General features: G+C 69.8%; 22 protein-coding genes and 1 tRNA gene. 15 read left to right on the top strand and 8 right to left on the bottom strand.

Annotation, left to right across the window (positions count from 1 at the left end; genetic code table 11):
• Positions 1-10: 10 nt before the first annotated feature.
• The gene (locus CJZ86_RS08120) at positions 11-1,096 is read left to right on the top strand and encodes a hypothetical protein (RefSeq protein ID WP_143594098.1); all 1,086 of its coding nucleotides are present in this window, start codon (positions 11-13) and stop codon (positions 1,094-1,096) included.
• Here CJZ86_RS08120 and CJZ86_RS08115 read toward each other — a convergent pair.
• From CJZ86_RS08115 to CJZ86_RS08105, 3 genes are read right to left on the bottom strand one after another with little or no spacing between them, the layout of a single operon-like run.
• Positions 1,062-1,544: a DUF427 domain-containing protein gene (locus CJZ86_RS08115; protein ID WP_094585442.1), complete on the bottom strand. Its 483-nt coding sequence runs from the start codon at positions 1,542-1,544 to the stop codon at positions 1,062-1,064. The genes CJZ86_RS08120 and CJZ86_RS08115 overlap by 35 nt on opposite strands.
• Positions 1,545-1,549: 5 nt before the next feature.
• Positions 1,550-1,804: a Nif11-like leader peptide family RiPP precursor gene (locus tag CJZ86_RS08110; protein WP_094585441.1), complete on the bottom strand. Its 255-nt coding sequence runs from the start codon at positions 1,802-1,804 to the stop codon at positions 1,550-1,552.
• Positions 1,805-1,830: 26 nt separating this feature from the next.
• Positions 1,831-2,547 carry an SOS response-associated peptidase gene (locus CJZ86_RS08105; protein ID WP_094585440.1) on the bottom strand — a complete coding sequence of 239 codons (717 nt, stop codon included), beginning with the start codon at positions 2,545-2,547 and terminating at the stop codon, positions 1,831-1,833.
• A 105-nt stretch (positions 2,548-2,652) separates the two neighbouring features.
• On the opposite strand from CJZ86_RS08105, the gene ftsH reads away from it, so the two are divergent.
• The 6 genes from ftsH (at position 2,653) to CJZ86_RS08075 (ending at position 8,529) form a co-directional block, all read left to right on the top strand.
• Positions 2,653-4,548, top strand: a complete 1,896-nt coding sequence (gene ftsH / locus CJZ86_RS08100) for an ATP-dependent zinc metalloprotease FtsH (RefSeq protein WP_094585439.1) — start codon at positions 2,653-2,655, stop codon at positions 4,546-4,548.
• A 69-nt stretch (positions 4,549-4,617) separates the two neighbouring features.
• On the top strand, positions 4,618-6,153 hold the full coding sequence (locus CJZ86_RS08095; protein ID WP_094585438.1) for a glycosyltransferase family protein: 1,536 nt from the start codon (positions 4,618-4,620) through the stop codon (positions 6,151-6,153).
• Between the two features lie 46 nt (positions 6,154-6,199).
• Entirely contained in the window at positions 6,200-7,162 is a 963-nt protein-coding gene (gene argF, locus CJZ86_RS08090) for an ornithine carbamoyltransferase (protein ID WP_094585437.1), read from the top strand.
• A gap of 97 nt (positions 7,163-7,259) precedes the next feature.
• Positions 7,260-7,874 (top strand): transcriptional repressor LexA, encoded by a 615-nt coding sequence (gene lexA, locus CJZ86_RS08085; protein WP_502690425.1) that lies wholly within the window; start codon positions 7,260-7,262, stop codon positions 7,872-7,874.
• Between the two features lie 67 nt (positions 7,875-7,941).
• Positions 7,942-8,014: transfer RNA gene (locus tag CJZ86_RS08080), tRNA-Ala, on the top strand.
• A 140-nt stretch (positions 8,015-8,154) separates the two neighbouring features.
• Positions 8,155-8,529 (top strand): hypothetical protein, encoded by a 375-nt coding sequence (locus tag CJZ86_RS08075; protein WP_094585435.1) that lies wholly within the window; start codon positions 8,155-8,157, stop codon positions 8,527-8,529.
• A gap of 31 nt (positions 8,530-8,560) precedes the next feature.
• Here the strand turns inward: CJZ86_RS08075 and CJZ86_RS08070 are convergent, their stop codons facing one another.
• On the bottom strand, positions 8,561-11,125 hold the full coding sequence (locus tag CJZ86_RS08070; RefSeq protein WP_198960102.1) for an arylsulfatase: 2,565 nt from the start codon (positions 11,123-11,125) through the stop codon (positions 8,561-8,563).
• A complete protein-coding gene (locus CJZ86_RS08065) occupies positions 11,118-12,137 on the bottom strand; it encodes a formylglycine-generating enzyme family protein (RefSeq protein WP_502690427.1) in 1,020 nt (339 codons plus the stop codon). Before CJZ86_RS08065 ends, CJZ86_RS08070 begins: the two co-directional genes overlap by 8 nt.
• Before the next feature lie 333 nt (positions 12,138-12,470).
• Between CJZ86_RS08065 and CJZ86_RS08060 the strand changes: the two genes are divergently transcribed.
• The 5 genes from CJZ86_RS08060 to CJZ86_RS08040 all read left to right on the top strand — a co-directional run bounded on the left by CJZ86_RS08060 (position 12,471) and on the right by CJZ86_RS08040 (position 17,532).
• On the top strand, positions 12,471-12,995 hold the full coding sequence (locus tag CJZ86_RS08060; protein WP_094585434.1) for a type IV pilin-like G/H family protein: 525 nt from the start codon (positions 12,471-12,473) through the stop codon (positions 12,993-12,995).
• Positions 12,992-14,002 carry a helix-turn-helix domain-containing protein gene (locus CJZ86_RS08055; RefSeq protein WP_094585433.1) on the top strand — a complete coding sequence of 337 codons (1,011 nt, stop codon included), beginning with the start codon at positions 12,992-12,994 and terminating at the stop codon, positions 14,000-14,002. The genes CJZ86_RS08060 and CJZ86_RS08055 overlap by 4 nt, the downstream gene beginning before the upstream one ends.
• Before the next feature lie 97 nt (positions 14,003-14,099).
• Positions 14,100-14,753, top strand: coding sequence for a hypothetical protein (locus CJZ86_RS08050; RefSeq protein ID WP_094585432.1), 654 nt, complete (start codon positions 14,100-14,102; stop codon positions 14,751-14,753).
• Positions 14,754-14,812: 59 nt separating this feature from the next.
• Entirely contained in the window at positions 14,813-16,390 is a 1,578-nt protein-coding gene (locus tag CJZ86_RS08045) for a mechanosensitive ion channel family protein (protein WP_233133915.1), read from the top strand.
• 89 nt (positions 16,391-16,479) lie between these two features.
• A complete protein-coding gene (locus tag CJZ86_RS08040; RefSeq protein WP_094585430.1) occupies positions 16,480-17,532 on the top strand; it encodes a mechanosensitive ion channel family protein in 1,053 nt (350 codons plus the stop codon).
• Here CJZ86_RS08040 and CJZ86_RS08035 read toward each other — a convergent pair.
• Positions 17,480-19,051, bottom strand: a complete 1,572-nt coding sequence (locus CJZ86_RS08035) for an apolipoprotein N-acyltransferase (protein WP_094585429.1) — start codon at positions 19,049-19,051, stop codon at positions 17,480-17,482. The genes CJZ86_RS08040 and CJZ86_RS08035 overlap by 53 nt on opposite strands.
• 68 nt (positions 19,052-19,119) lie before the next feature.
• Here CJZ86_RS08035 and CJZ86_RS08030 point away from each other — a divergent pair, with 68 nt between their 5' ends.
• From CJZ86_RS08030 to CJZ86_RS08020, 3 genes are all read left to right on the top strand, one after another.
• Positions 19,120-19,461 carry a phasin family protein gene (locus tag CJZ86_RS08030; protein ID WP_094585428.1) on the top strand — a complete coding sequence of 114 codons (342 nt, stop codon included), beginning with the start codon at positions 19,120-19,122 and terminating at the stop codon, positions 19,459-19,461.
• 37 nt (positions 19,462-19,498) lie between these two features.
• Positions 19,499-20,164 (top strand): FKBP-type peptidyl-prolyl cis-trans isomerase, encoded by a 666-nt coding sequence (locus CJZ86_RS08025; protein WP_094585427.1) that lies wholly within the window; start codon positions 19,499-19,501, stop codon positions 20,162-20,164.
• A gap of 69 nt (positions 20,165-20,233) precedes the next feature.
• Positions 20,234-20,833, top strand: a complete 600-nt coding sequence (locus tag CJZ86_RS08020) for a superoxide dismutase (protein WP_094585426.1) — start codon at positions 20,234-20,236, stop codon at positions 20,831-20,833.
• 51 nt (positions 20,834-20,884) lie between these two features.
• On the opposite strand, the gene queA is transcribed toward CJZ86_RS08020, so the two are convergent.
• Together queA and CJZ86_RS08010 are read right to left on the bottom strand one after the other, a co-directional pair.
• On the bottom strand, positions 20,885-22,006 hold the full coding sequence (gene queA, locus CJZ86_RS08015) for a tRNA preQ1(34) S-adenosylmethionine ribosyltransferase-isomerase QueA (protein WP_094585513.1): 1,122 nt from the start codon (positions 22,004-22,006) through the stop codon (positions 20,885-20,887).
• Positions 22,007-22,037: 31 nt separating this feature from the next.
• Positions 22,038-23,015, bottom strand: a 978-nt coding sequence (locus tag CJZ86_RS08010; protein ID WP_233133914.1) for a dihydrolipoamide acetyltransferase family protein, incomplete at its 5' end; no start/stop codon positions are given.

Below are 23,015 nucleotides of genomic sequence, written 5' to 3'. Positions count from 1 at the left end.
CGCCGACGCCATGCCCGCCATCCGCCCGCTGCGCTGGTCAGACCTGAAGCGTCGGGCGAAACGACATGTGGTGGGGTGGAGAGCGGCGCAGCAGGCCTGGGGCCTGCTGCGCCGGCTTCGGCTGCAACGGAGGAAACTGCGCCTGAGCCTTCCCTCCGGAGCCGCGACCTTCACGCTGGCCCAATGGTACGGAAGAACCGGGAACAACATCCAGCAGCTGATCGTGGTGATCGCCCATGCCGAAGCCTTCCGGGGATCGGTGCAGGTGGACGAGGACTTCATCCAGTCCGGCCCACTGCGCAACATCGTGAAGGCGTTCAGCCTTGACTTCCGTATCGACACCTCTGCGGCAGCCCGGACGCATCTGTCTGGCCTCTTCTTTCACTACATGGAGTACGGTTTCTCCCGCTCAGGCCATCAACGCATGGCCTTTGCGAAGGGCGATAAGCCACGTCGTGACTGCCTTCTCGGCCGTCAGTACATCCACCGGCAGGCGCACCGCATCGCCCGCACCCATCTGCTCCCGCACATCCGCAAACCTCTACCGGGAACGTTTTCAGGCGCCCAACTGGAGAGCACGCTGGTGATTCATCTGCGTGGTGGAGATGTGGCGAACCTGGAGAATCGGTACTACATCACCAACCCTCTCCACTTCTATCGAGAGCTCAGCGAACGGCACCGCAGGGCCATCATCGTCACGGAACCAGGCACCACCCACCCGCTGCTGGATGCCGTGCTCTCGTTGTTCCCCATCCATGACCTTGTCTGCGGATCCGTCGAAGACGATTTCCAGCTTCTGCGCCACGCCACCCATCTGGCCACCTCCGGAGTCGGCACCTTCGCCCTGGCCGCCGCCCTGCTCTCTGAGCGCATCCGCCAGTTCCATTGTACGGATGTCTTCCTGATCGAACATCTGAACCCAACCATGCTGGACTCCGACCGGGTGAACGTGGAGATGCTGCGGCTGCCTGGCTATGCCGATGCATGGCAGCGCTCCTCCAACCGCCTCGACCTGCTGCTCCACTGGCGACTCCCGACGGGGGCAGGGGCGAGGTCCGCACTCAGCGCAGCTCCGGATGCCGCGGATCCCCCTTGAACGGGCCCTCCACGGCGCTGGTGATCCAGCCGCCGTAGAAGCCGCCGGGCTGGGGGACCACCCGCTCCCCATCCACCCAGCAGCCGTCCATCAGCGCCGGGTAGCAGGCCAGCCAGCCGGCCAGGGCCTCGAAGGCCGGGGTGGGTGAGGGGTAACTCCACAGCGCCCTTCGCAGGCGGCGCTCGCCGCCCGCGCCGTCCGGGGCCACCAGGTCGAAGTAGCGGGCCACGCCCTTCCATTCGCAGAAGCTGGAGCCGGCCGCGGACTCCAGCAGGGTCAGATCCACATCCTCCGGAGAGAGATAGAAGACGGGGGGATGGAAGGTTTCGAGCACCTGCAGGCTGCGATGGGTGTCGCACAGCACCCGCCCCAGGGCCTCCACCCGCACGTGCTGGCTGCAGGTCAGCAGTGCCGGGGGCCGGGGATAGCTGGCGACGGGCTCGGCCATGGGGATCAGCCGGGAATGAAGTGGCGCAGGCGCCGGGCCTCGGCCCCCGCCCGGGCCTGCAGCTCCTCGTCGCTGAGGCCGGCCTCGGCCCGTTGCTGGGCGGCGATCACATCGGCCTCGTCGACGGCGAAACCGGCGCCGCGGGCCAGGGCCAGAAACGCCGCCAGATCCGGGGGGTCGGCCGGGTCGTGGAGGCGGCGATCGAGGGCGGCATCCGTCCTGGCGTGGGCCAGAAACGCATCCAGCTGGTCGAGGCTCATGGGACCGGCATCAGGGCCATCCCTCTCTAGCGGCCCGGCGGGTCGCCCGCTGGCTCGTCCGTCGTGGCGGCCAGCAGATCGAGCTGAACGGTGGCCGGCTGCCCCATCTCCAGCTTCACCGCCTCCCACGGCGCCGGGTCCCAGGGGGCCATCAGGGGTTCCAGGGCCCGCAGGGCCGGGCCATCGACGGACTCCAGCCAGGCCTCCTCCAGCCCGTCGGGGATCACCACCGGCATGCGGTCGTGTACCCGGGCCAGCAGGTCGTTGGGGGCGGTGGTGAGCACGACGCAGGTCTCGAGCTCACCACCGTCCGCCCCCAGCCAGCGGTCCCAGAGCCCGCCGAGCCAGAAGGGGCGCCGATCCCGGCGACGGAACAGCCAGGGCTGCTTGACGGCACGGCCGTCCACCGTCCTCGTCTGCCATTCGTAGAAGCCATCGGCGGGGATCAGGGCCCGGCGGTGGCGCCAGGCGCCGCGGAAGAAGGGTTTCTCCCCCACCGTCTCGCTGCGGGCGTTGATGGGTCGGCGGCGACCCGCCGGGTCAGGGCACCAGTCCGGCACCAGCCCCCACAGGGCCAGGGCCACCTCCAGGCGGCCGTGCTCCTGGCGCTGCAGCAGCACGGGCTCCCCCGGCCGCACCTGGGTCCGGGGGGCGTAATGGTCCTCCAGCCCCGGGGGCAGCGGGCCCTTCAGCCGGGGCAGCAGCCGGTCGAGGCGGGTGGCCAGGGAGTAGCGGCCGCACATGGGGGGTGGGAAGCCGAGGGCGGGGCGTTCGGTTCTCCCGACCGGGGGTGGGAACGGCGGGTGACGACCAGACCTAGCTTGGGCCCATTCGACGTTGCGCGCAGCATGGCCATCCGTCAGGACGACAATCGCCCCACCAGGCGTTTCGGCATCGTCAACCTGCTCCTGATCGGCTTCGGTGTGCTGCTGCTGTTCAGCAACTTCCTGCCCAACCCCGCCACCCAGGTGCCCCGGGTGCCCTACTCCCTGTTCATCGATCAGGTGAACGACGACAACGTCAAGCGGGCGTACATCACCCAGGACCAGATCCGCTACGAGCTCACCAAGCCCCCCGAGGAAGGCGCCCCCACGGTGCTCTCCACCACGCCGATCTTCGACATGGAGCTGCCCCAGCGACTGGAGCAGCACGGGGTCGAGTTCGCCGCGGCGCCGCCGAAGCGGCCCAGCTTCATCACCACGGCCCTGAGCTGGGTGGTGCCGCCGCTGATCTTCATCCTGGTGCTGCAGTTCTTCGCCCGCCGCAGTGGCATGGGTGGCGGTGGCGCCCAGGGGGCCCTGAGCTTCACCAAGTCGAAGGCCAAGGTCTACGTGCCCGATGAGGAGTCGCGCGTCACCTTCGCCGATGTGGCCGGCGTCGACGAAGCCAAGACCGAGCTCACCGAGATCGTCGACTTCCTCAAGACGCCCCAGCGCTACATGGACATCGGCGCCCGCATCCCCAAGGGCGTGCTGCTGGTCGGCCCCCCCGGCACCGGCAAGACCCTGCTCTCCAAGGCCGTGGCCGGTGAAGCCAGCGTGCCCTTCTTCATCATCTCCGGCTCCGAATTCGTGGAGCTGTTCGTGGGCGCCGGCGCCGCCCGCGTGCGCGACCTGTTCGAGGAAGCCAAGAAGAAGGCCCCGTGCATCATCTTCATCGACGAACTCGATGCCATCGGCAAAAGCCGCTCGGGCTCCATGGGCGTGGTGGGAGGCAACGACGAGCGGGAGCAGACCCTCAACCAGCTGCTCACCGAGATGGACGGCTTCACCGCCCAGGACAAGCCGGTGATCGTGCTGGCGGCCACCAACCAGCCGGAAACGCTGGATGCCGCCCTGCTGCGGCCAGGCCGCTTCGACCGCCAGGTGCTGGTAGACCGTCCCGACCTCTCCGGCCGCAAGATGATCCTCGACATCTACGGCAAGAAGGTGAAGCTGGCCGAAGGCGTCGACCTCGACAAGATCGCCCAGGCCACCAGCGGCTTCGCCGGCGCCGACCTGGCCAACCTGGTCAACGAGGCGGCCCTGCTGGCGGCCCGGGCCTACCGCACCACCGTGGAGCAGGCCGACCTCAACGAAGCCATCGAACGGGTGGTGGCGGGCCTCGAGAAGAAGAGCCGCGTGCTGCAACCCGATGAGAAGAAGGTGGTGGCGTATCACGAGGTGGGCCACGCGATCGTGGGCCACCTGATGCCCGGCGGCAGCAAGGTGGCGAAGATCTCGATCGTGCCCCGCGGCATGGCGGCCCTCGGCTACACCCTGCAGCTGCCCACCGAGGAGCGGTTCCTGAACTCCAAGGAGGATCTCGAAGGCCAGATCGCCACGCTGCTGGGCGGGCGGTCCGCCGAGGAGGTGGTCTTCGGTGAGGTCACCACCGGCGCCGCCAACGACCTGCAGCGGGCCACCGACATCGCCGAGCAGATGATCGGCACCTACGGCATGAGCGAGACCCTCGGTCCCCTCGCCTACGACAAACAGGGCGGCAGCCGCTTCCTGGGGGGTAACTCGAACCCCCGCCGGGCCGTGAGCGACGCCACCGCCCTGGAGATCGACAAGGAGGTGCGCGGTCTGGTGGATCGGGCCCATGACCGGGCCCTGGCGATCCTGCACCACAACCGCGAGCTGCTGGAAACCATCTCCCACAAGATCCTCGAGAAGGAGGTGATCGAGGGCGACGAACTCAAGCAGCTGCTGGCCTCCAGCCAGCTGCCCGATGCGGCGGTGCTGGAGGGGGCCGCTACCTAAAGAGCAGACGACGGGACGGGCCTGGGAATCAGGCCTAATGTCCCGAAACTGGTCTCCTGCAGCGGTGTGATGGTGGTCGGGACAGAGCCTTCGGGGCCCCCACCCGCCACCCGACCGCTCCAGCGCCCTCCCCGGCGACTTCTGACCGCCGTCCTGATCCTGGGTTGCCTCTGGGCAGCCGGACAGGGGCTGACCACGGCCTATTCCTACTGGTCCGATGAGATCTGGTCGGTGGCCGCCAGCAGCGCCGACTGGGGCGTGCTGTTCCAGGACTGGCTGCTCCCCGATACCCATCCCCCCCTCTACCAGGTCCTGCTGAAGCTCTGGATCGGGATCTTCGGCGGCGGAGAGAGCGCCACCCGCAGCCTCAGCTTTCTGATCGCCGCCCTCGGCCTGGTGACGGCGGCCCTGGGCAGTTCCGGACGCGGCAGCGGTCGCCGTCTTGCGACGGTGGCTTTCCTGGGCACCAGCCCCTCCTTCCTCTTCTATGCCCAGGAGGCGCGCAGTTACGCCCTCTCACTGGCGCTGTCGACGCTGATGCTGGGCACGGCCCTGCTGCTGCGCCAGCGGCCGGGACGCCACGAGGCCGCCCTGCGCTGGGGCTTCGCTCTGGCCTGCGTGCTGCTGTCCCTGACGCACTACTTCTCGCTGCTGTTCGTGCTGGTGGTGCTGGCGGTGAGCGCCGCTGATGGACGGGTGCTGCGGCGACGGCGGGACGCGCTCGGCCTGGGGCTGCTGCTGCTGCTGCCGCCCCTCGGCCATGGGCTGACCAGTTCGATCAGCGCCAAGTTCGACCGGATCGACTGGATCGAGGTGACGCCGATCATCGGCACCCTGGAGCAGTTCAGCCGCGGCCTGCTTCCCGTGCTGGACCTGGACCAGAGAGACCTGGCCGTCCTGGGCCTGGTCGGCCTGGCCGTGGGGATCGGCTGCGCCTTCGGCTCCTGGCGGAACCTGCGCCGCTTCCTCGTGGGGCCGACCCACCAGCTGCCCCAGGCCCTGGGGGAGGCCCGCTACCTGCTGCTGGTGATCGGCCTGTTCCTGGCGCTGATGCTGGTGATCGATCCGATCAAGCCCATGAGCCAGGCCCGCTACACCATCGTGGTGCTGCCGGCCGTGGCCTACCTGGTGGGGACGGGCTGGGAGCTCAGTGCCGGTCTGGGCCGCTTCCGCCGCCGCTGCCTGGCCGTTCTGCTCGCCGCCGTGCTGCTGCTGCAGCTGCGGACCGGCCAGCGCTTGCTGGCCGAGAAACAGACACCACTGGAGAACTATCGGGCCATGGCGGCCTTCGTGAACAGCACCGGCCTCTGCGCCGGTGGTTGCTGGAGCACGGGCTGGCGCACCGATGCCCTGATGGGCACCTACTTCCGGCCCGGCCAGCTGCGGGATCTGACGGAACGGGACACAGCGGACCCCGGGCCCCTGCAGCAGCCGCTGCTGGCGTTCCACGGCAGCCGGGAATGGATGGAGGAGCTGGGCGCCGCCAACCCGCAGCTGGCCTGCTGGGAAGCGCCGGGAGCCTGGCAGGCCACCTCGTTCATCCTGCTGCCCCGCACCAGCCCGGCGCAGCCCGCGCGCCACGGCCTGCGCCCCTGTCCCCCTTGACGTGGGGGGGGTCGATCTCGCATAAGGGTTCTTTGGGACGTGGGCCATGGTGTCCCCCTCAGCCCCGCTCGCCGCCCTCAAGGGCGGCGACCTGCTCTCCTCGGCCGACCTCGACGGTCCCCAGACCCTCGCCCTGCTGGAGCTGGCCCGCCACCTGAAGGGCGGTGAGCGGCGTATCGACCTGGCCGGCCGGGTGCTGGGGCTGATCTTCTCCAAGGCCTCCACCCGCACGAGGGTGAGCTTCATCGTCGCCATGGCCCGGCTGGGCGGCCAGACGATCGACCTCAACCCAGCCGTCACCCAGGTGGGGCGGGGCGAGCCGATCGCCGACACGGCCCGGGTGCTGAGCCGCTACTGCGATGCCCTGGCGATCCGCACCTTCGCCCAGGAGGACCTGGTCGACTACGCCCACTGGGCCTCGATCCCGGTGATCAACGCCCTCACCGACCTGGAGCACCCCTGCCAGGCCCTGGCCGATGCCCTGACGATCCAGGAGAGCTTCGGCCACGGCCCCACCGACCTGCACGGCCTCACCCTGGCCTACGTGGGCGATGGCAACAACATGGCCCACTCGCTGATGCTCGTCGGGGCCCTGCTGGGGATGGACGTGCGCATCGGCAGCCCCGACGGTTTCGCCCCCAGCCCGGCGGTGGTGGAGCAGGCCCGGACCCTCAGCGGCGGGCGGAGCTCGATCACGGTGCTGCAGGACCCCGTGGCGACGGCCCGGGGGGCCCATGTCCTCTACACCGATGTCTGGGCCTCCATGGGCCAGGAGGAGGAGCAGGCCCAGCGGGAGCAGGCCTTCAGCGGCTGGTGCCTCGACGAGGACCTGCTGGCCGAGGCCGATCCGCGGGCGATCGTGCTGCACTGTCTCCCCGCCCACCGGGGTGAGGAGATCAGCGCCGGTGTGATCGAGGGGGCCGCCAGCCGGGTGTTCGACCAGGCGGAGAACCGCCTGCACGTGCAGCAGGCCCTGCTCGCCACCCTGCTGGGGGGCGTCAGCGACTGAGGGCGCCACCGGCGGGCTCCGGAGGGCAGCGGCAGGCCCGGCCCTGGACAAACCGCGCGCGGGATGGCAGAAAGGGAGTGGTTCATCCGTACTGCCCGTGGTCGCCACCCACCAGGAGCTCACCGAGGCCCAGCGGCAGCTCTACGACTGGCTCGCCGACTACATCGGCAGCCACCGCCACAGCCCCTCGATCCGCCAGATGATGGAGGCCATGGGCCTGCGGTCGCCGGCGCCGATCCAGAGCCGCCTGCGCCACCTGCAGCAGAAGGGCTGGATCACCTGGCAGGAGGGCCAGGCCCGCACGCTCCAGCTCCTGGGCCACGCCCCCGCGGGCATCCCCGTGCTCGGGGCCGTGGCGGCCGGCGGCCTGGTGGAAACCTTCGACGACGTGCAGGAGCACCTCGATCTGGCCCCGGTGCTCGACACCCGCGGCCTGTTCGCCCTCACCGTCAACGGCGACTCGATGGTGGACGCCCACATCGCCGATGGCGACGTGGTGCTGATGGAGCCCGTGGCTGATCCCTCCCGGCTACGGGAGGGCACGATCGTGAGCGCCCTGGTGCCCGGCAGCGGCACCACCCTCAAGCACTTCCACCGCCAGGGGGCCCAGGTGCGGCTGGAGGCCGCCAACCCCGCCTACGCACCGATCCTCCTGCCCGCCGACCAGGTGAGCGTGCAGGGCCGCCTGGTGGCGGTCTGGCGTCAGGTGTGAGCACGCCCGAGGGGTGGGATCGGCCACGTTGTAAGCTCCTCAAGCACCGGGAAACCGGCGCACCAATGGGGCCATAGCTCAGCTGGTAGAGCACCTGCATGGCATGCAGGGGGTCAGCGGTTCGAGTCCGCTTGGCTCCATTTCCTTGATCCAGGGCTCCCCTGGGGGTTTTTTGATCGGGCCCCTGGGGGGCCTTGGTGCTGTGGGCAAGCTGGCTGAGCCGGAAATGGCCGGCGCCAGTGCAGCCGACAGGATGGCCGGATCTCCTGCCCGCTGCCCCTTGACCACCCGTTCCCCCCGGGCCCCATGGCGGCGACGTCGGGCCGCAGGCCTCGCGGCGGGACTGGCCCTGCTCGTCCCGTCCATCGGCCAGGCGCAGGGGATCGTGGAACCCAACAACAGCTCCCTGGCACCGATCGATCGGGAGGCCTTCCGCCAGCAGTACGGCCAGGAAGGCCTGTTCCGGCTGCGGCTGGGGGTGGATGCGGCCGAACAGCTGCCCAAGGCTGGAGCCGCTCCCCAGCCCTGCCCCGCCGCCACCTGGGCCGGCTCGCCGCAGAAGCAGCGCTACGACGCGGCGATGGGCCTGCGCAAGTACTACCCCGCCGGAGAGGCCCTGGGGGAATGGCGGCGGCTCTGCCCAGCCAGGCCCTGAGCCCCGTCAGGGGGGTGGCCCCCCGCCTCACTCACTCACTCGCCGCCTTCGTGCGCATCGCCGCCTCCAGGCTCCTGATCTCCTCCGGCGACAGCTTGGGCCGATCCAGCTTGAGAGTGAGCTTGTCGAGGGTGCCGGTGAAGCGGAACGGCGGCTGGTAGTCGGCGTCGTTGACGCCGGTGAGGGTGTCGGAGCCGATGTCGAAGCTTTCGTCCCACTGCAGGATCATCGGCAGGGTCTTGGCCATGGTTTTGGTGGCCACCGCCTTGCCGTCCACCTTTAGGGTGCCGGTGCCCGGGCGGCCGACGCCACTGAAGTCGTTGAAGGCCAGGGTGCCGGCCCCCTTGCCGTCATAGACGAAATCGAACTCCACCTTGTGCTTGCCGGGGGCAAGGGCCTCGGTGCCCTCCCACTTGAGGCGCTCCAGATCGACCATGTTCCAGACCCACACAGGCCTGCTGTTCTTAAGGTAGAAGCCGTAGCCGCCGAAGCGGCCGCCGGAGGTGAGCAGCATGCCCTCGGCGCCGCCGGCCGGCACCTCGATGTCGGCGCTGACGGTGTAGGAGGTGTTGAGCAGCATGGGCGACGCCCCCTGGGGCAGGCCCACCATTGGATGGGTGTAGACGAATTCGCTGCGGCCGGCGGTGATGTTGGGCCGGGGCGCCACGATGCGCGCCGCCACCGAAGCATCGAGCGGGAACACCTGGTACTTGTTGGCCTCGGCGATGAACGCCGCCTTCATCTCCTTCACCTTCTGCGGATTCTGGGTCGCCAGGTCGGTGGTCTGGCTGAAGTCACGGTTGAGGTCGTAGAGCTCCAGCGTCTGGTTGTTGAGCGGATCGGGGTTCGCCGGGCCGAAGGCATCCCAGGGGGCCCGGTTCACCTTGGTGCTCAGCAGCCAGCCCTCGTTGTAGAGCGCCCACTGGCCCATCATCTCGAAGTACTGGGTCTTGTGGCGCGAGGGCACCTTGGCATTCTTGCCATCGAAGGTGTATAGGAAACTGGTGCCTTCGATCGGCTTCTGCGGGAAGCCGTCCACCACCTCCGGCGCCTTCAGGCCGGCCGCCTCGAGGATCGTGGGCACCACATCGATCACATGCACGAACTGCTCGCGCAGACCGCCCTTGTCCTTGATGCGCGCCGGCCACGACACCACCATGTTCTGGTTCACACCACCGAGCCGGGAGGCGTTCTGCTTGAACCAGCTGAACGGAGTATCGAAGGCCCATGACCAGCCCGCCGACATGTGGTTGTAGGTGAGCTCGGTGCCCCACGCGTCGTAGAACTTCATCTGCACCTCGACGGGCAGCTTGCTGAGGCCGTTGAACCAGGCCACTTCATTGGGGGTGCCCAGGGGACCGCCTTCGGCACTGGTGCCGTTGTCGCCGTTGATGTAGATGATCAGCGTGTTGTCGAGCTTGCCGAGGTCGTCGAACTGCTGGATCACCCGGCCGATTTCGTAGTCGCTGTAGGCGGCATAGGCGGCGAACACCTCCACCTGACGGATGAACAGCTTCTGAGCCTCCGGGCTCAATTTGTCCCAGGGGGTGATCACATCGGCGGGCCAGGGATCGAGCTTGGCGTCCTTGGGGATCACGCCGAGCTTCTTCTGGTTGGCGAAGATGCGCTCCCTCAGTTTCTCGTAGCCGTCATCAAACAGATGCATCGCATGGATCCGCTCCACCCACTCCTTGGTGGGGTGGTGGGGCGCGTGGGTGGCCCCGGGGGCGTACTTGATGAACAGCGGCTTGCTGGGGTTGATCTGGTGCATCCTCGCCATGTAGTCGATGGCGTCATCGGCCATCTCTGTCACCAGGTTCCAGCTGCCGGGCTCCTTTCCCTCAAAGGGATAGATCTGGGTGGTGTTGCGGAACAGGTTGGGCTGCCACTGGTTGGCGTCACCGCCCACAAAGCCGTAGAAGTATTCGAACCCCATGCCGGTGGGCCACTGATCGAAGGGCCCGCTCTGGCTGGCCTGGAAGGCGGGGGTGTTGTGATCCTTGCCGAACCATGCCGTGGAGTAGCCGTTGTCCTTGAGCAGGCGGCCGATCGTGGCCTTGTCGGGCTCGATGATGCTGTTGTAGCCGGGGAAGCCGGTGGACTGTTCCGAGACCACCCCGAAACCGGCGGAGTGGTGGTTGCGGCCGGTGATCAGGGCGGCGCGGGTGGGGGAGCACAGCGCCGTGGAGAACATGCGGTTGTACCGGAGTCCCGCCTTGGCGACGCGGTCCATGGCCGGGGTGGGGATCACCCCGCCGAAGGTGCTGGGCACGCCGAAACCGGCGTCGTCGGTGATGATCAGCAGCACGTTGGGCGCGCTTTGGGGCGGCACCACACGGGGCGCCCACCAGGGCTTCGACTGCAGCGCCCCGTCCTTGATCACCCCGCCGAAGGGGGGCGCCGGGGCGGGCAGCTGGGTGCCGGAGATCGTGGTGGTGGCATTGGGGGCTCCGGGCGTGCCGGTGATCCGCTGGGCCAGGGCCGGCACGGCCCTGAACGACCAGCCCACCAGGGCTAGGGCCAGGCACGCCGGCACCAGGCGCCGCAGCAGGCGGCCGAGCGCGACGCTCAGGCGGGACAGGGGCCGTTCAGCCATGGGTCGTCAGTAGAGGGGAAACGAGTCGGAAACCGATGTGGGAGGTGCCGGTGTCGGGGCTTTCGGCCTCCCGTGCCGCCGGCCGGTAACGGCTGCAGTAGTTCGGGGCGCACAGGAAGGAGCCCCCCTTGATGACGTGCTTGGCCACCCCGGGCTCCCGCGGGTCGCTGCTGGCGGCCGGGTCGGCCAGCACCGGGTCGTCCTGGCCGGCGAGGCGATCGTGGCCGGGCCGGTACCAGTCCGCCGTCCACTCCCAGACATTGCCGGTCATGTCGTGGAGCCCGTAGCCATTGGGGGGGAAGCTGCCCACCGGAGCGGTGTCGGTGAAGCCATCGTCGGCGGTGTTGCTGACGGGGAACTCCCCCTGCCAGGTGTTGGCCTGGCCTGGCCGCCAGGTGTTGCCCCAGCTGAAGGCCCGATCCCGCAGGCCGCCCCGGGCGGCGAATTCCCACTGGGCCTCGCTGGGGAGGGCGGCGCCGGCCCAGGCCGCGTAGGCCTCCGCATCCGCCAGCGACACCTGCACCACCGGATGGTCGAGACGGTCGTCGATGGAACTGCCGGGGCCCTCGGGGTGGCGCCAGTCGGCCCCCGGCACCCACTGCCACCAGCTGAGCTCCGCCAGGGGCTCTCCGGGGGACGCCGGCCGGAACACCACCGAGCCGGGGCGGCGCTCGGCGGCGGACAGCTCCGGGAACTGCTCCTGGGGCAGGGGCTGCTCCGCCTGGGTGCGGTAGCCGGTGGCGGCCACGAAGGCGGCGAACTCGCGGTTGGTCACCTCCGTGCGGGCGATGCAGAAGGGCTGCAGCCGCACCGGCGCCTCCGACGGCGCCTCCTCCGGCAGGCGGCCCGCCGCGCCGATGCGGTAGCGACCGCTGGGGATGGGGGCCATCGACGGCGGGCATGGGTCCGCCGCCGGGGCGGGAGCGGGCCACAGCAGCACCACCCCCATCCCCAGAGCCAGGATCAGCAGGGCGGCCAGCACCGGAAAGCTCCAGGCCTCAGGACGATGCACGAGCAAGGATTCGAACAAGCACGGATTCGCTGGGCCCTGCGGATGGCTCACGGCCCGCATTGTGGGGGCGTGAAAGAGGGGTTCAGGGTCGCATCGATCACCTTCGACACACTCGTTGGCACAGGCTGCGGCGGCCCATGAACGCAGGACGGCAAGACTGTCGCAGCGGCGCAGAAATGCGGCGCGAATCCTGTCAGAAAAGGTGTGAAACGTGGCACGCTGATCCGTCCCAAGATCAGACCCAGGCCAGGAGGCGGCGGAGGCACAGACCGCCGCCTGCCTTCACGGCCCTGCCTGCGTTCACGCCCCGGCCCTGGTTCCGCACCTTCACCCATGACCTCCCCCCTGTTCCGCCACGCCAGCTCGGCGCTGCTCGCCACCCTGGGCCTCGGCATCGCCATGGCCTGTCCCGGGGCAGGGGCGCAGCCGCAGGCGAGCCCTGATCAGACGGCGGCGCTCAACGCCGTGGCCCGGATGATGGAGGCGCAGCGCACCTACTACCAGAAGAACGGCGCCTTCCGGGCCACGGTCTCAAACATCCAGCAGGATTTCGGCATCACCCTGCCGGCGTCCTTCGACTACGCCGTCCGCACCACCACCGAAGCGGCCTACAGCTATGTGATTCCGGCCCAGTCACCCAAAATGGGCCAGCTCAATGCCTATGTGGGAGCCGCTTTCCTCACCCCCACCCAGAACCCGAGGATCACCACGATCATCTGCATGAACATCCAGCCCGGCCAGATCCGTCCGGCGGACCCCCAGCTCGTGCTCGGCAGCCTGGTGGCCAATCCCACCGGCCGGATCGTGCAGTGCGGAGATGCCTCGGTCGAGATCACGGCCTCAATCGTCAACGAATGACGGCTGCAGCCCCGCTGACGCTGCTGGAGTCACGGGCGGTGGAGGTGAGGGACCCCGACGCCCTGCTCAATCGGGTGGCGCGGGACTTCCCCCTCAACGCCTTCCTGGAGAGTCAACGCAGCGGGGGCTTCTTCCATCGCAGCGGCATCCTCCACGTGGGGCAGATCGCGGTGTCCTGCAGCCGCCACTCCCCCCTGGAGATCGGTTTCGACGATTCCCCCGTCGCGACCCTCACCCTGCCCCTGTCCGGCGTTGGCGAGGTGACCAGCGACGGCCAGCGGCTGAAGCTCGAGGCCGGCCCGATGGCGGCCTACCTGCCCGGCGCCGCTTTCAAGGCCAGCACAGGCACTTTCGAGGAGGTGATGATCTGCCTCGATCGCCGCCGGCTGACCGAGACGGCCTTGGCCATGGGCGGCTTCGGCGACGGCCCCGGTGGCCGGGCGCCGGCCTTCGAGCGCACCCTGCGGGTGGACGGCAGCGCCTCACCCGAGCAGGCCGACCTGCTGCGCCATCTCCACCTGGCCCTGCGGATGCTGGAGGCCCCGCTGCTGCGGTCGGTGGGAGGACTCAGGACCTGCCAGCTGGAAGATCTGCTGTTCCGGCTGGTGGCCGCGATCGTCTGCCCGGAGACGCTGAAGGGAAGGGATCGGGCTGTTCCCGACCACCGCGGCGATCGCCCCTTCGACGACCTGCTGGAGTGGATCCAGGCCAACCTGCACACACCGATCACCCCCACGGAGCTCAGTCGGCGCAGCGCCTACTCGCAGCGCAACCTGCAGGTTCTGTTCCAGCGGCGGTTCGGCTGCAGCCCCATGCAGTGGGTGAAGCGCCAGCGGCTGAGCGGGGTGCGCGCCGATCTGCTGCGGGCCCAGCCGGGCGAGACCGTGGCCGCCATCGCCCGCCGCCACGGCTTCGTTCAGATGCCCTCCTTCGCTGCCAGCTTTCGGGAGCGCTACGGCATCACCCCCTCAGTGCTGCTGCGCCGTTCGCGCCTCGACGGCGGCTGAGGCCAGCGGAACCCCACCGGTGGTGGAGCGCTTCGCTACCGACAGGCCTCCCCCCGCAGACTTAGAGCAAGGACAGCACCTTCCCCTGCGCACGCCGATGTCCAGCTCCTTCACCCAGGCGGTCGAGGCCCTCACCGCCCAGGCCCAGAGCCTGATCGCCGCCGCCACCAGCGAAGTCGACGCCCTGCGGGAGGAACTGGAGCAGGAGCGCCGTTTCCGTCGCCACCTGGAGTCCGCCGCCGCCATCAGGGCCCATGAGGTGGCGGCCCAGCTGGAGGAGGCCCGGCTGGAGCGGGAACGGCTCGCGGCCGAGCTGGCCGAGGCCCTTGAGGGCCGGCGCCTGGCGGAAGCGGAAGTGGAGCGCTTCCACGAGGCCATCCGGCAGCAGCTGGCCATCGCCGAAGCGGAGCAGGCCGCCCTGGAGGAGGCCGAGCGGGAGCGGGACCTCCGGCGCGAGGAGGCCGCCGAACGCCAGCGGCAGGCGCTGCTGCAGGAGCTGGAGCAGGAGCAGCGGGCACGGCGGAGGCTGGAGCGGCGCCTGGCGGGTGTTCGCCAGGCCGTGATCGAGCTTCTCGATCCCCAGGACGAAACCCTGGAGGGGGCCGGGACCATGGCGGAGCCCGACGACACGGGCACGGAAGGCGGTCCCATCGGCCAGCCCGAGCACCCCGATGGGGCCGCCCGCCTGGCGCTGCGCAAGATCCTGGTCTCCCGGCCGGCCGGCCACGGCTCCCTGCCGGTGCTCACCTGAGGTCCGCCCGGCCGAGGCGCGTCCGGCCCTGTCGCCGCGGCAGCCATCTGCTGGCCCTGGTGGCCCTCGCCCTTCTGCTCGTTCTGGCCCCCTTGCATGGAGCCGTTGGCCAGGAGCGGCCGGAACCCACGGCCTACCTCCAGTTGGACGGCATCCGCCTGTTCCCGGTCAGCACCTCCAAGGACTTCTCGAGCGAGCAACGGGTGGAGCGGGCCAACCGTCTGCTGCAGGAGGCGATGGCGACCCGTAGCCCGGCCAGGATCGGGGTGCAGGAGCTCCATAACCTGCCGGTGATCACCCTCGATGACGAAGTGATCCTCACCGTGACCCGCCGCGACACGCAGGAGGGGCTTTCGGTGCAGGGCCAGGCTGAGGTGTGGCGCCAAAGCCTCACCGCAGCCATCAACAGGGGACGGTCGGAGCGACAGCCCGCCCACGTGGTTCGCATGATCTCCTTTGCCCTGGGGATCCTTGGGGCAACACTCCTGCTGCAGCGGCTCCTGTGGCTGCTGTGGCGGCGCTACCTGCCCTCGGCCCTCACCCAGTCGTCGGGAAGTGAACCCGGCAGCAGCCAACCTCTGGGCCCCAAGGACTGGCTGCTCCATGGGGCACTGGTGGTGCTGCGGCTTGGACTCTGGGTGGCCGCGATCCTTTTGATCTCCAGCTTCTTCCCGGTCACCCGGCTGCTGACAAGCCGTCTGCTGGAGGCCCTCACCGAGAGCCTGGGATCCCCCTTCCTGCCCCTGGGGGGACGCCGCTATTCCGTGCTCGACGCCGTCGTCCTGGTGGGGCTGTTCCTCGTGCTGGTGCGGGGGGTGGCGTTGCTCAAGGACCTGCTCAGGGTCCGTGTCCTGCAGCGCACGGGCATCGAACCCGGCTCCCAGGAGGCCATCGCCTTCATCGTTCAGTACGGCCTGTTGTTCCTCGGCACGTTGGTGCTGCTGCAGCTGTGGGGCCTGGATCTCACCTCCCTGGCCCTGTTCGCCAGCGTCCTGGGGGTGGGAGTGGGGCTTGGCCTGCAGGGGATCGCCAAGAACCTGATCAGTGGCCTGATCATCATGTTCGAACGGCCGATCAAAGTGAATGATTTCGTCGAAGTGGGCGACCTCCAGGGCACCGTCACCCGCATCAATCTGCGCAGCACCGAGGTGGTGACCCTCGACCGCATCTCGATCATCGTTCCGAATGTGGAGTTTCTTGAGTCCCGGGTCGTCAACTGGAGCCACGGGAGTTCAGTGGCACGTCTCAAGATTCCGGTGGGAGTGGCCTACGGTTCTGATTGCCAGGTGGTGCGTGAGGCCCTGCTGGAGGCCTGCCAGGATGTCTCCGACATCCTGGCAACCCCATCACCCCAGGTGTTCTTCAAGGGCTTCGGGGAGAGTTCCCTGGATTTTCAGTTGCTGGTCTGGATCAACCAGCCCCGGCGACAGTACGAGATCCGCAGCGAGCTCAACTTCCGCATCGAAGCAATCCTGCGCCGTCACGAATTGACCATTCCGTTCCCCCAGAGAGATCTGCATCTGCGCAACGAAAGCATCAACGTAACCTTCCCCCTCGCCATCACCGACGCCTTGTTGAGTCGGCTGACCCCACCGCCAGCATCGCCGCCAGCTTCGTCGTCGGACGGGGAAGCCTGAGCCTGCGCGAGCGCCAAGGCAATGTGGTGATGGACATCAGCCGATCAGAATCCTTGCTTGGACTGATGGACCCGCTCTTGAACCCATCGATGCAGGCCGCGGGATTCGCCCTGCTCATGGCCCTCGCCAGGGTTTTGATGGGTTCGCTGGGCGTGTGGCTTCTGGTGCGGTTACTGAGCCGCTGGCTGCGGCGTGCCGTTCCCAGACCGGACACCCTGCCGGACGGACTGATCGCTCCCCTGCTGTTGCGCAGCCTGGCCTCGCTGGGTTATCTGGCCATGGTGGTCTGGGGCTGGCGCTCCTTGGTGCGCGGCTGGGAGGTGCTGCGGATCGATCCGGGACCCGATCGGCTGGTGGAGGGCGCCGCCCTGCTGGTGGCGGTGGTGCTGGTGGTGCGGCTGATCAACCGCAGCCTGCTCCTGCTGCTGGAACGGTCTCTGCAGCGCCTGGGCAGGGAGGAGCAGACCAGCACCCTCAGGGCCCTGGCTCCAATGATCCGGGCCCTCTTCTGGGGGCTCGGGAGCCTGGTGTTTCTTCAGAAGCAGGGGGTCCCACTCGGCGCCATCTACGCCTCACTGGCGGGTGCCGGCATCGGGCTTGGACTGGCCCTGCGGGGGCCATTGAGCCACTTCCTCAGCTACCTCACCATCGTCATCGACAAGCCTTTCCAGATCGGCGATCTGATCGGATTCGCCGATGTCCTCGGGCCGGTGGAGCGGGTGGGAATCCGCTCGTCTTCCATCCGCAGCCTGGGCGGAGAGCGGATCGTGATCGGCAACGAGGAGCTGCTTCAGAAGACGATCCGCAACTTCGGTGATCTGCCCCGGCGCCGGGCCGCCCACACGCTTCTGGTGTCCGACCAACTGCCGGCGGAGCAAGCCGCCGCCATTCCAGGGCTCGTGGAAAACGTCGTCCAGGCCCATCCGCCGGCCACGTTCGACCGCTGCCACTTCACCCGCTTCGTTGACGACGCTCTGGAGTTTCAGTTCGTGTTCTTCGTTCCAGACAGCAACGTGGGGGTATTTCTGGACCTGCAGCAAGCCATCAATCTGGGCATCCTGCGGGCGTTCCAGTCCCGCGGCATCGCCTTCACCGCCCCACCCCAGGACCCCGCGGCGCCCCACCCACCGCCGTCGCCATGACGCCGCTGGCGGTCGTGGCGATCCAGCGCCAGGCCCCCGCCAGCAGGGCGAGGCCGATCAGGGGCTTCTCGCCCCAGCGGTCGTAGGGGGTGAGCGTTGAGCGCTGCTGCACGGTGAGCAGGCCGGTGGCGGGGCGGCCCGGGGGCAGCGTCTCCAGCACCTGTCCGCCGGCGTCCACCAGCAGGCTCGGGCCGGTGTTGGCGGAACTCACCAGCCAGCGGCCGGTCTCGATGGCGCGCAGCTGGGCCAGGGCGGCGAACTGCCCCTGCAACTGCAGGGGGTAGGGATCGAGGTTGGCGCTGGCCAGCAGCCAGCGGGCCCCCTGGCGGGTGGCGGCGGCCAGGGCCGCCCCATCGGAGAGCTCGTAGCAGATGGCCACGGCCACATCCCCCCCCGGCCGCGACAGCAGCCGGGAGGCTGTCCCCGGTTCAATCCCCCCCACCGCCGAAAGACCGCTCCAGCGCCACAGGCTCGCCAGGGGCACCCATTCGCCCAGGGGCACGACCCGGTGCTTGTCCACCCAGCCGCCGGCCTGGCGCTGGTCGGGCTCGAAGCGCAGCAGGCTGCTGCGCAGCTCCAGGCCCTCGCGGCGGAAGCCGCCGCTGAGCACCTCCACCGGCGCCGCCTCCGGCAGGAGCTGGCCGAGGGCCAGGGATCCTTCGGGCAGCAGCACCCCCTGCACCGGTGGTTCGGCCGCGGCCGCCTGGCGCTGGGCGAAGGCCAGCCGCTGCAGCAGCCGGCGCTGCTGGTCGGCCTCGAACTTCTCCCGGGTGGGGATGGCGGGCTGCAGCACCAGCCAGCGCTCAGTCCTGCCACCATCGCCACGGCCATCACCATCGCGATGGCCCTCGGCCCCGGCCTGGGCCAGCAGGGCCAGACCGGCCAGGTGGCAGGTGGCCACCAGGGCCAGCGTGACCAGCAGCCAGCGGGCCCGCTGGGCGGGCAGGGCCCGCAGCGCCCGCCAGAGGCCCCAGCCGATCAGCAGCTGCAGCGCCGCCAGGAACCCGGCTCCCCCAAGGGCCGCCAGGCCGGCCAGGGCCCGGTCCCCCGGCAGGGCCGCCGCCCCCAGCCCCAGCCAGAACAGGGGACCCTTGGCCAGCAGCACCTCGCTCAGGCCCCAGAGGGCCGCCGCCAGCAGGGCCGTGCTGGGTCGTGCGGGATCAAGCCGACCCACCAGGGCCGTCCAGGCCCCCACCAGCAGGGCACCGGCCAGGCCGATGGCCAGCCACAGCGCCAGGCAGATGGGCAGGCTCAGGGGGCCCGGCACCCCGATCCAGTCGAGGGGGTGGAGCCAGAGCAGCCAGCGATGGCTCACCAGCACCGCCGCCAGCCCCCACAGCCCGCCGCGCCGGAACCGCCGCGGCGCCGAGACGCTGCCGATGCGACTCTCCGTCAGGGACCAGAGCAGCACCACGGCGGGCCAGAGCAGCCAGGGCCAGCCCACCGGCGGCAGGGCCGCCCCCGCCAGCAGCCCACCGGCTGCGGCGGCGACCCAGCCGGCACGCCGGTCATTGCCCATGGTCGCCGGGCGCAGGAGGCGCCAAGGTCAGGGAAGAGTCACGCCGTTTCCCCAAGGAAACCTCTTTCATGGACCAGGGCAATCTGCTGCAGATGCTGCTGCTGCGCGGCCTCGGCACCACCTCGCTGGTGGCCGACCGGCTCAAGTACGTCAGCCAGGAATGGGTGAGCAGCGGCCGCCTCGACCCCAGCCACGCCTCCGCCCTGGTGGAGGACGTCATGCGCGCCCTGCGGGGCGAGACGCCGGAGGTGGAACAGCAGGCCGAACGCCAGCTGGAGCGCAACCGTGACCAGCTGCTGCAGGACCTGGGCCTGGCCCGGCAGCGTGAACTCGACGAACTGCGCGGTCGCATCGACCGGCTGGAGCAGGCCCTGCGGCAGCGGCAGGCGAACGGCGAAGGGAACGACTGATCGCACTGGCAGAATCCCCCCATCCGGGTCCTTCCGCATGCGCGACATCCTGATCAGTTCGTTCGTCTGCGTGGCCTGTCTGATGCTGGCCTTCGTCAGCCAGCTGGTGTCGCCCTCCCAGGTGGAGGCCGCCGCACCGGCCCCGGCCGAGGCCGGCGTCCAGCAGGCCCTGGCCCGTTCCGGCCCCGCCACCGCGCCCCAGGCCAACCCCGCACCGGCGGCGAAGCAGGCCGTGGCGGCCCCGCTCGAACTCGACCCCGACGTCCCCAACCCCACCCTGTTCACCATGGCCCCCGATTCCTCCAGCGCCGATCTGGCCTCCAGCGGGGCCGCGGCCTTGGGCGGCGAGCTCGTCTCCCCCACCGAACGCACCACCCCCAGCGGCCTGCGCATCACCGACCTGGCCATGGGCGAGGGCGCCGAGGCCAAAAGCGGCCAGACCGTGGTGGTCAACTACCGCGGCACCCTCACCAACGGCAAGGAGTTCGACAGCAGCTACGGCCGCGGCCCCTTCTCCTTCCCCCTCGGCGCCGGCCGGGTGATCCGGGGCTGGGACGAGGGCGTCGCCGGCATGAAGGTGGGCGGCAAGCGCAAGCTGGTCATCCCCCCCGATCTGGCCTACGGCGAGCGTGGCGCCGGTGGCGTGATTCCCCCCAACGCCACCCTGGTGTTCGAGGTGGAACTGCTGGAGGTCAAGGGCTGAGCCCCTGCCCCGGGCAGCCTGGATTCGGGTGACGATCGTTACAATGCCGCGTAACCCCAACCCTCTCCCATGGCTCACCAGCTGCCCGAACTGCCCTACGGCCTCGACGCACTCGAGCCCCACATTTCCCGGCAGACCCTCGAGTTCCACCACGGAAAGCACCACGCCGCCTACGTCACCAACCTCAACAAGCTGATCGAGGGTGGCGAGCTCGAGGGCAAGAGCCTCGAAGAGGTGATCCTGGCGGTGGCCGGTGATGCCTCCAAGGCGGGCGTGTTCAACAACGCCGCCCAGGTCTGGAACCACAGCTTCTACTGGCAGTGCATCAAGCCCGGTGGCGGCGGCGCCCCCACCGGCGCCCTGGCCGAGAAGATCGCCGCCGACTTCGGCAGCTTCGACGCCTTCGTCGAGCAGTTCAAGGCGGCCGGTGCCACCCAGTTCGGCAGCGGCTGGGCCTGGCTGGTGCTCGATGGCGGCACCCTGAAGATCACCAAGACCGCCAACGCCGATCTGCCCCTGGCCCATGGTCAGAAGGCCCTGCTCACCATGGATGTGTGGGAGCACGCCTACTACCTCGACTACCAGAACCGCCGTCCCGACTACATGACCACCTACCTCGACAAGCTGGTCAACTGGGACTTCGTGGCCGCGAACCTGGCCGCCGCCTGATCAGGCTTCGGCACCAACCACCAGCCCCCGGGGATCCCCGGGGGCTTTTTTTCAGGCTGGCCTGGCCCCTGGCAGCACCGCCTCCGGCGCGATCCACATGGCATCGCCGTAGGAGAAGAAGCGGTACTGGCGCTCGATCGCCTCGCCGTAGAGGGCCAGCAGGCGCTCGCGGCCGATCAGGGCACTCACCAGCAGCAGCAGCGAGCTCTTCGGCAGGTGGAAGTTGGTGAGCAGGCCCTGCACCACGGCAAAGCGGTAGCCGGGCTGGATCACCAGGTTCACCGGGCCGGTGTGGGGCCGGAGCTCGCCGCCGTGCAGCTGGGCCACAGCCTCCAGGCTGCGCACCGAGGTGGTGCCGATGGCGATCACCCGGCCACCGGCTTCCCGGCAGGCCGCCACCGCCTCCACCAGCGCCGGGCTGACCTCCACCCATTCGCTGTGGAGCTCCAGAGCGCTGAGGTCTTCCGTTTCGATCGGCCGGAACGTGCCCAGGCCCACGTGCAGGGTGGTGGTGGCCACCCCGACACCCCGCTCCCTGATCGCCGAGAGCAGCTCGTCGCTGAGGTGCAGGCCGGCGGTGGGGGCGGCCACGGCGCCGGGACGGGCGGCATAGCGGGTCTGATAGCGCTCGTTGTCGCTGGCGTCGTGTTCGTGGATGTAGGGCGGCAGGGGGATGGCGCCGTACTGCACCAGCAGGGGCTCGAGGGCCGCCGCATCGGCGCATTCCGGCGGGAACTGCACGATGCGGCCGCCGGTGGAGGGATCGCTGCCCACCACCGCCACCGTCAGGGGCGGCTGGCCGCCGGCCACCACCTCCAGGCGGTCACCGGGCCGCAGCTTCTTGGCGGGCCGCGCCAGGCACAGCCACTGCCCCGCCCCGCCCGGCCAGGGCTCGAGCACCAGCAGCTCCACCGCACCGCCGCCGGGCCGCCGTGCCTCCAGCCGGGCCCGCAGCACCCGGGTGTCGTTCACCACCAGCAGGTCGCCGGGCCTGAGCTCGTGCTGCAGATCCCAGGCGCTGAGGTGGCGGGCCTGGGGGGCAGGCCCGGCCCCCGCCGGGTCCACCACCAGCAGCCGCGCGGCGTGCCGGGGCTCCACCGGCCGCTGGGCGATCCGCTCCTGCGGCAGGGCGAAGTCGTAGCTCGACAGGCGCAGGTCGGCGGGATCCGGCACGGCGGGGGTGACCACGCGGAAGGGAGATGTCCTAGAGGGCCAGGCTTTCGGGCCGGTTCTCGATCAGGTCGGCGAGATCCTTGAGGAAGGCGGCGGCATGGGTGCCGTAGATGACGCGGTGATCGGCAGTGAGGTTCACCTGCATCTGGCGCCGCACCGCGATCGAACCGTCCTTGAGGGCCGCGACGACGGGCCGGGAAGCGGCAACCGCCAGGATGGCGCCGGTGCCAGGGGGCAGGATCGCGTCGAAGCGATCGACCCCGAACATGCCCAGGTTGGAGAGGGTGAAGGTGCCGGTGGTGTACTCCTCCGGCTTGAGCTGCTTGGAGCGGGAGCGGGCGACCAGATCGGCCCAGTTGCGCGAGAGGGAATAGAGGTCGGTGCGGTCGGCGGCAGCCAGCACCGGGGTGATCAGGCCGCCGTCATCCATGGCGACGGCCACGGCCACGTTGACGGAGGCGGGGTAGGCCATGCCGGCGTCGCTGGCGGAGGCATTCACCTGGGGATGGCGGGCCAGGGTGACGCCCACGGCCTTGGCCAGCAGGGCCGTCATCGTGACGCCCTTGGCCTTCACCTGCTTGTAGAAGGCGTCGAGCCGGTCGGTGGTGATCGTGTAGCCGACGTGGAAGCAGGGGACCGCCAGGCTGGCGTTCATGTTGCGGACGACCGCCTGCTGCAGGGTGTTGAAGGCCACCGTCTCGCCGGCACGGCCGAAGGACTGACCGGCGGGGGCGGCAGGGGCGGCCGCCGCGCCGTTGCCGGCCGGGGCGGCCATGGCCGGAGCGGTGCCTTCGGCCACCCGCGGCACGCTGACGGGCTGGCCGGTGGCCTGCTCCACGTCCTCGGCCTGGATCCGGCCGTTGGGGCCGCTGCCCCGAACGGAGGCCAGGGCCACACCGAGCTGGGCCGCCAGTTTGCGGGCCCGGGGGGTGGCCACCACCCGGCCGTCGCTGGCGGCGGCAGGAACCGCCACCGGCGCCGGGGTGGGCGCGGCCACGGGGGCCGGAGC

Source organism: Synechococcus sp. BO 8801, assembly GCF_002252675.1.
Lineage (GTDB): Bacteria > Cyanobacteriota > Cyanobacteriia > PCC-6307 > Cyanobiaceae > Cyanobium.
This window is presented reverse-complemented; position numbering and strand designations above follow the sequence as displayed.

Excerpts from the sequence above, each read along its gene's own strand:
- CJZ86_RS08120 (WP_143594098.1), top strand. The coding sequence starts at position 11 with ATGCCCGCCATCCGCCCGCTGCGCTGGTCAGACCTGAAGCGTCGGGCG.
- CJZ86_RS08115 (WP_094585442.1), bottom strand. The coding sequence starts at position 1,544 with ATGGCCGAGCCCGTCGCCAGCTATCCCCGGCCCCCGGCACTGCTGACC.
- CJZ86_RS08110 (WP_094585441.1), bottom strand. The coding sequence starts at position 1,804 with ATGAGCCTCGACCAGCTGGATGCGTTTCTGGCCCACGCCAGGACGGAT.
- CJZ86_RS08105 (WP_094585440.1), bottom strand. The coding sequence starts at position 2,547 with ATGTGCGGCCGCTACTCCCTGGCCACCCGCCTCGACCGGCTGCTGCCC.
- ftsH (WP_094585439.1), top strand. The coding sequence starts at position 2,653 with ATGGCCATCCGTCAGGACGACAATCGCCCCACCAGGCGTTTCGGCATC.
- CJZ86_RS08095 (WP_094585438.1), top strand. The coding sequence starts at position 4,618 with ATGGTGGTCGGGACAGAGCCTTCGGGGCCCCCACCCGCCACCCGACCG.
- argF (WP_094585437.1), top strand. The coding sequence starts at position 6,200 with ATGGTGTCCCCCTCAGCCCCGCTCGCCGCCCTCAAGGGCGGCGACCTG.
- CJZ86_RS08070 (WP_198960102.1), bottom strand. The coding sequence starts at position 11,125 with ATGGCTGAACGGCCCCTGTCCCGCCTGAGCGTCGCGCTCGGCCGCCTG.
- CJZ86_RS08060 (WP_094585434.1), top strand. The coding sequence starts at position 12,471 with ATGACCTCCCCCCTGTTCCGCCACGCCAGCTCGGCGCTGCTCGCCACC.
- CJZ86_RS08055 (WP_094585433.1), top strand. The coding sequence starts at position 12,992 with ATGACGGCTGCAGCCCCGCTGACGCTGCTGGAGTCACGGGCGGTGGAG.
- CJZ86_RS08050 (WP_094585432.1), top strand. The coding sequence starts at position 14,100 with ATGTCCAGCTCCTTCACCCAGGCGGTCGAGGCCCTCACCGCCCAGGCC.
- CJZ86_RS08040 (WP_094585430.1), top strand. The coding sequence starts at position 16,480 with ATGCAGGCCGCGGGATTCGCCCTGCTCATGGCCCTCGCCAGGGTTTTG.
- CJZ86_RS08035 (WP_094585429.1), bottom strand. The coding sequence starts at position 19,051 with ATGGGCAATGACCGGCGTGCCGGCTGGGTCGCCGCCGCAGCCGGTGGG.
- CJZ86_RS08030 (WP_094585428.1), top strand. The coding sequence starts at position 19,120 with ATGGACCAGGGCAATCTGCTGCAGATGCTGCTGCTGCGCGGCCTCGGC.
- CJZ86_RS08025 (WP_094585427.1), top strand. The coding sequence starts at position 19,499 with ATGCGCGACATCCTGATCAGTTCGTTCGTCTGCGTGGCCTGTCTGATG.
- CJZ86_RS08020 (WP_094585426.1), top strand. The coding sequence starts at position 20,234 with ATGGCTCACCAGCTGCCCGAACTGCCCTACGGCCTCGACGCACTCGAG.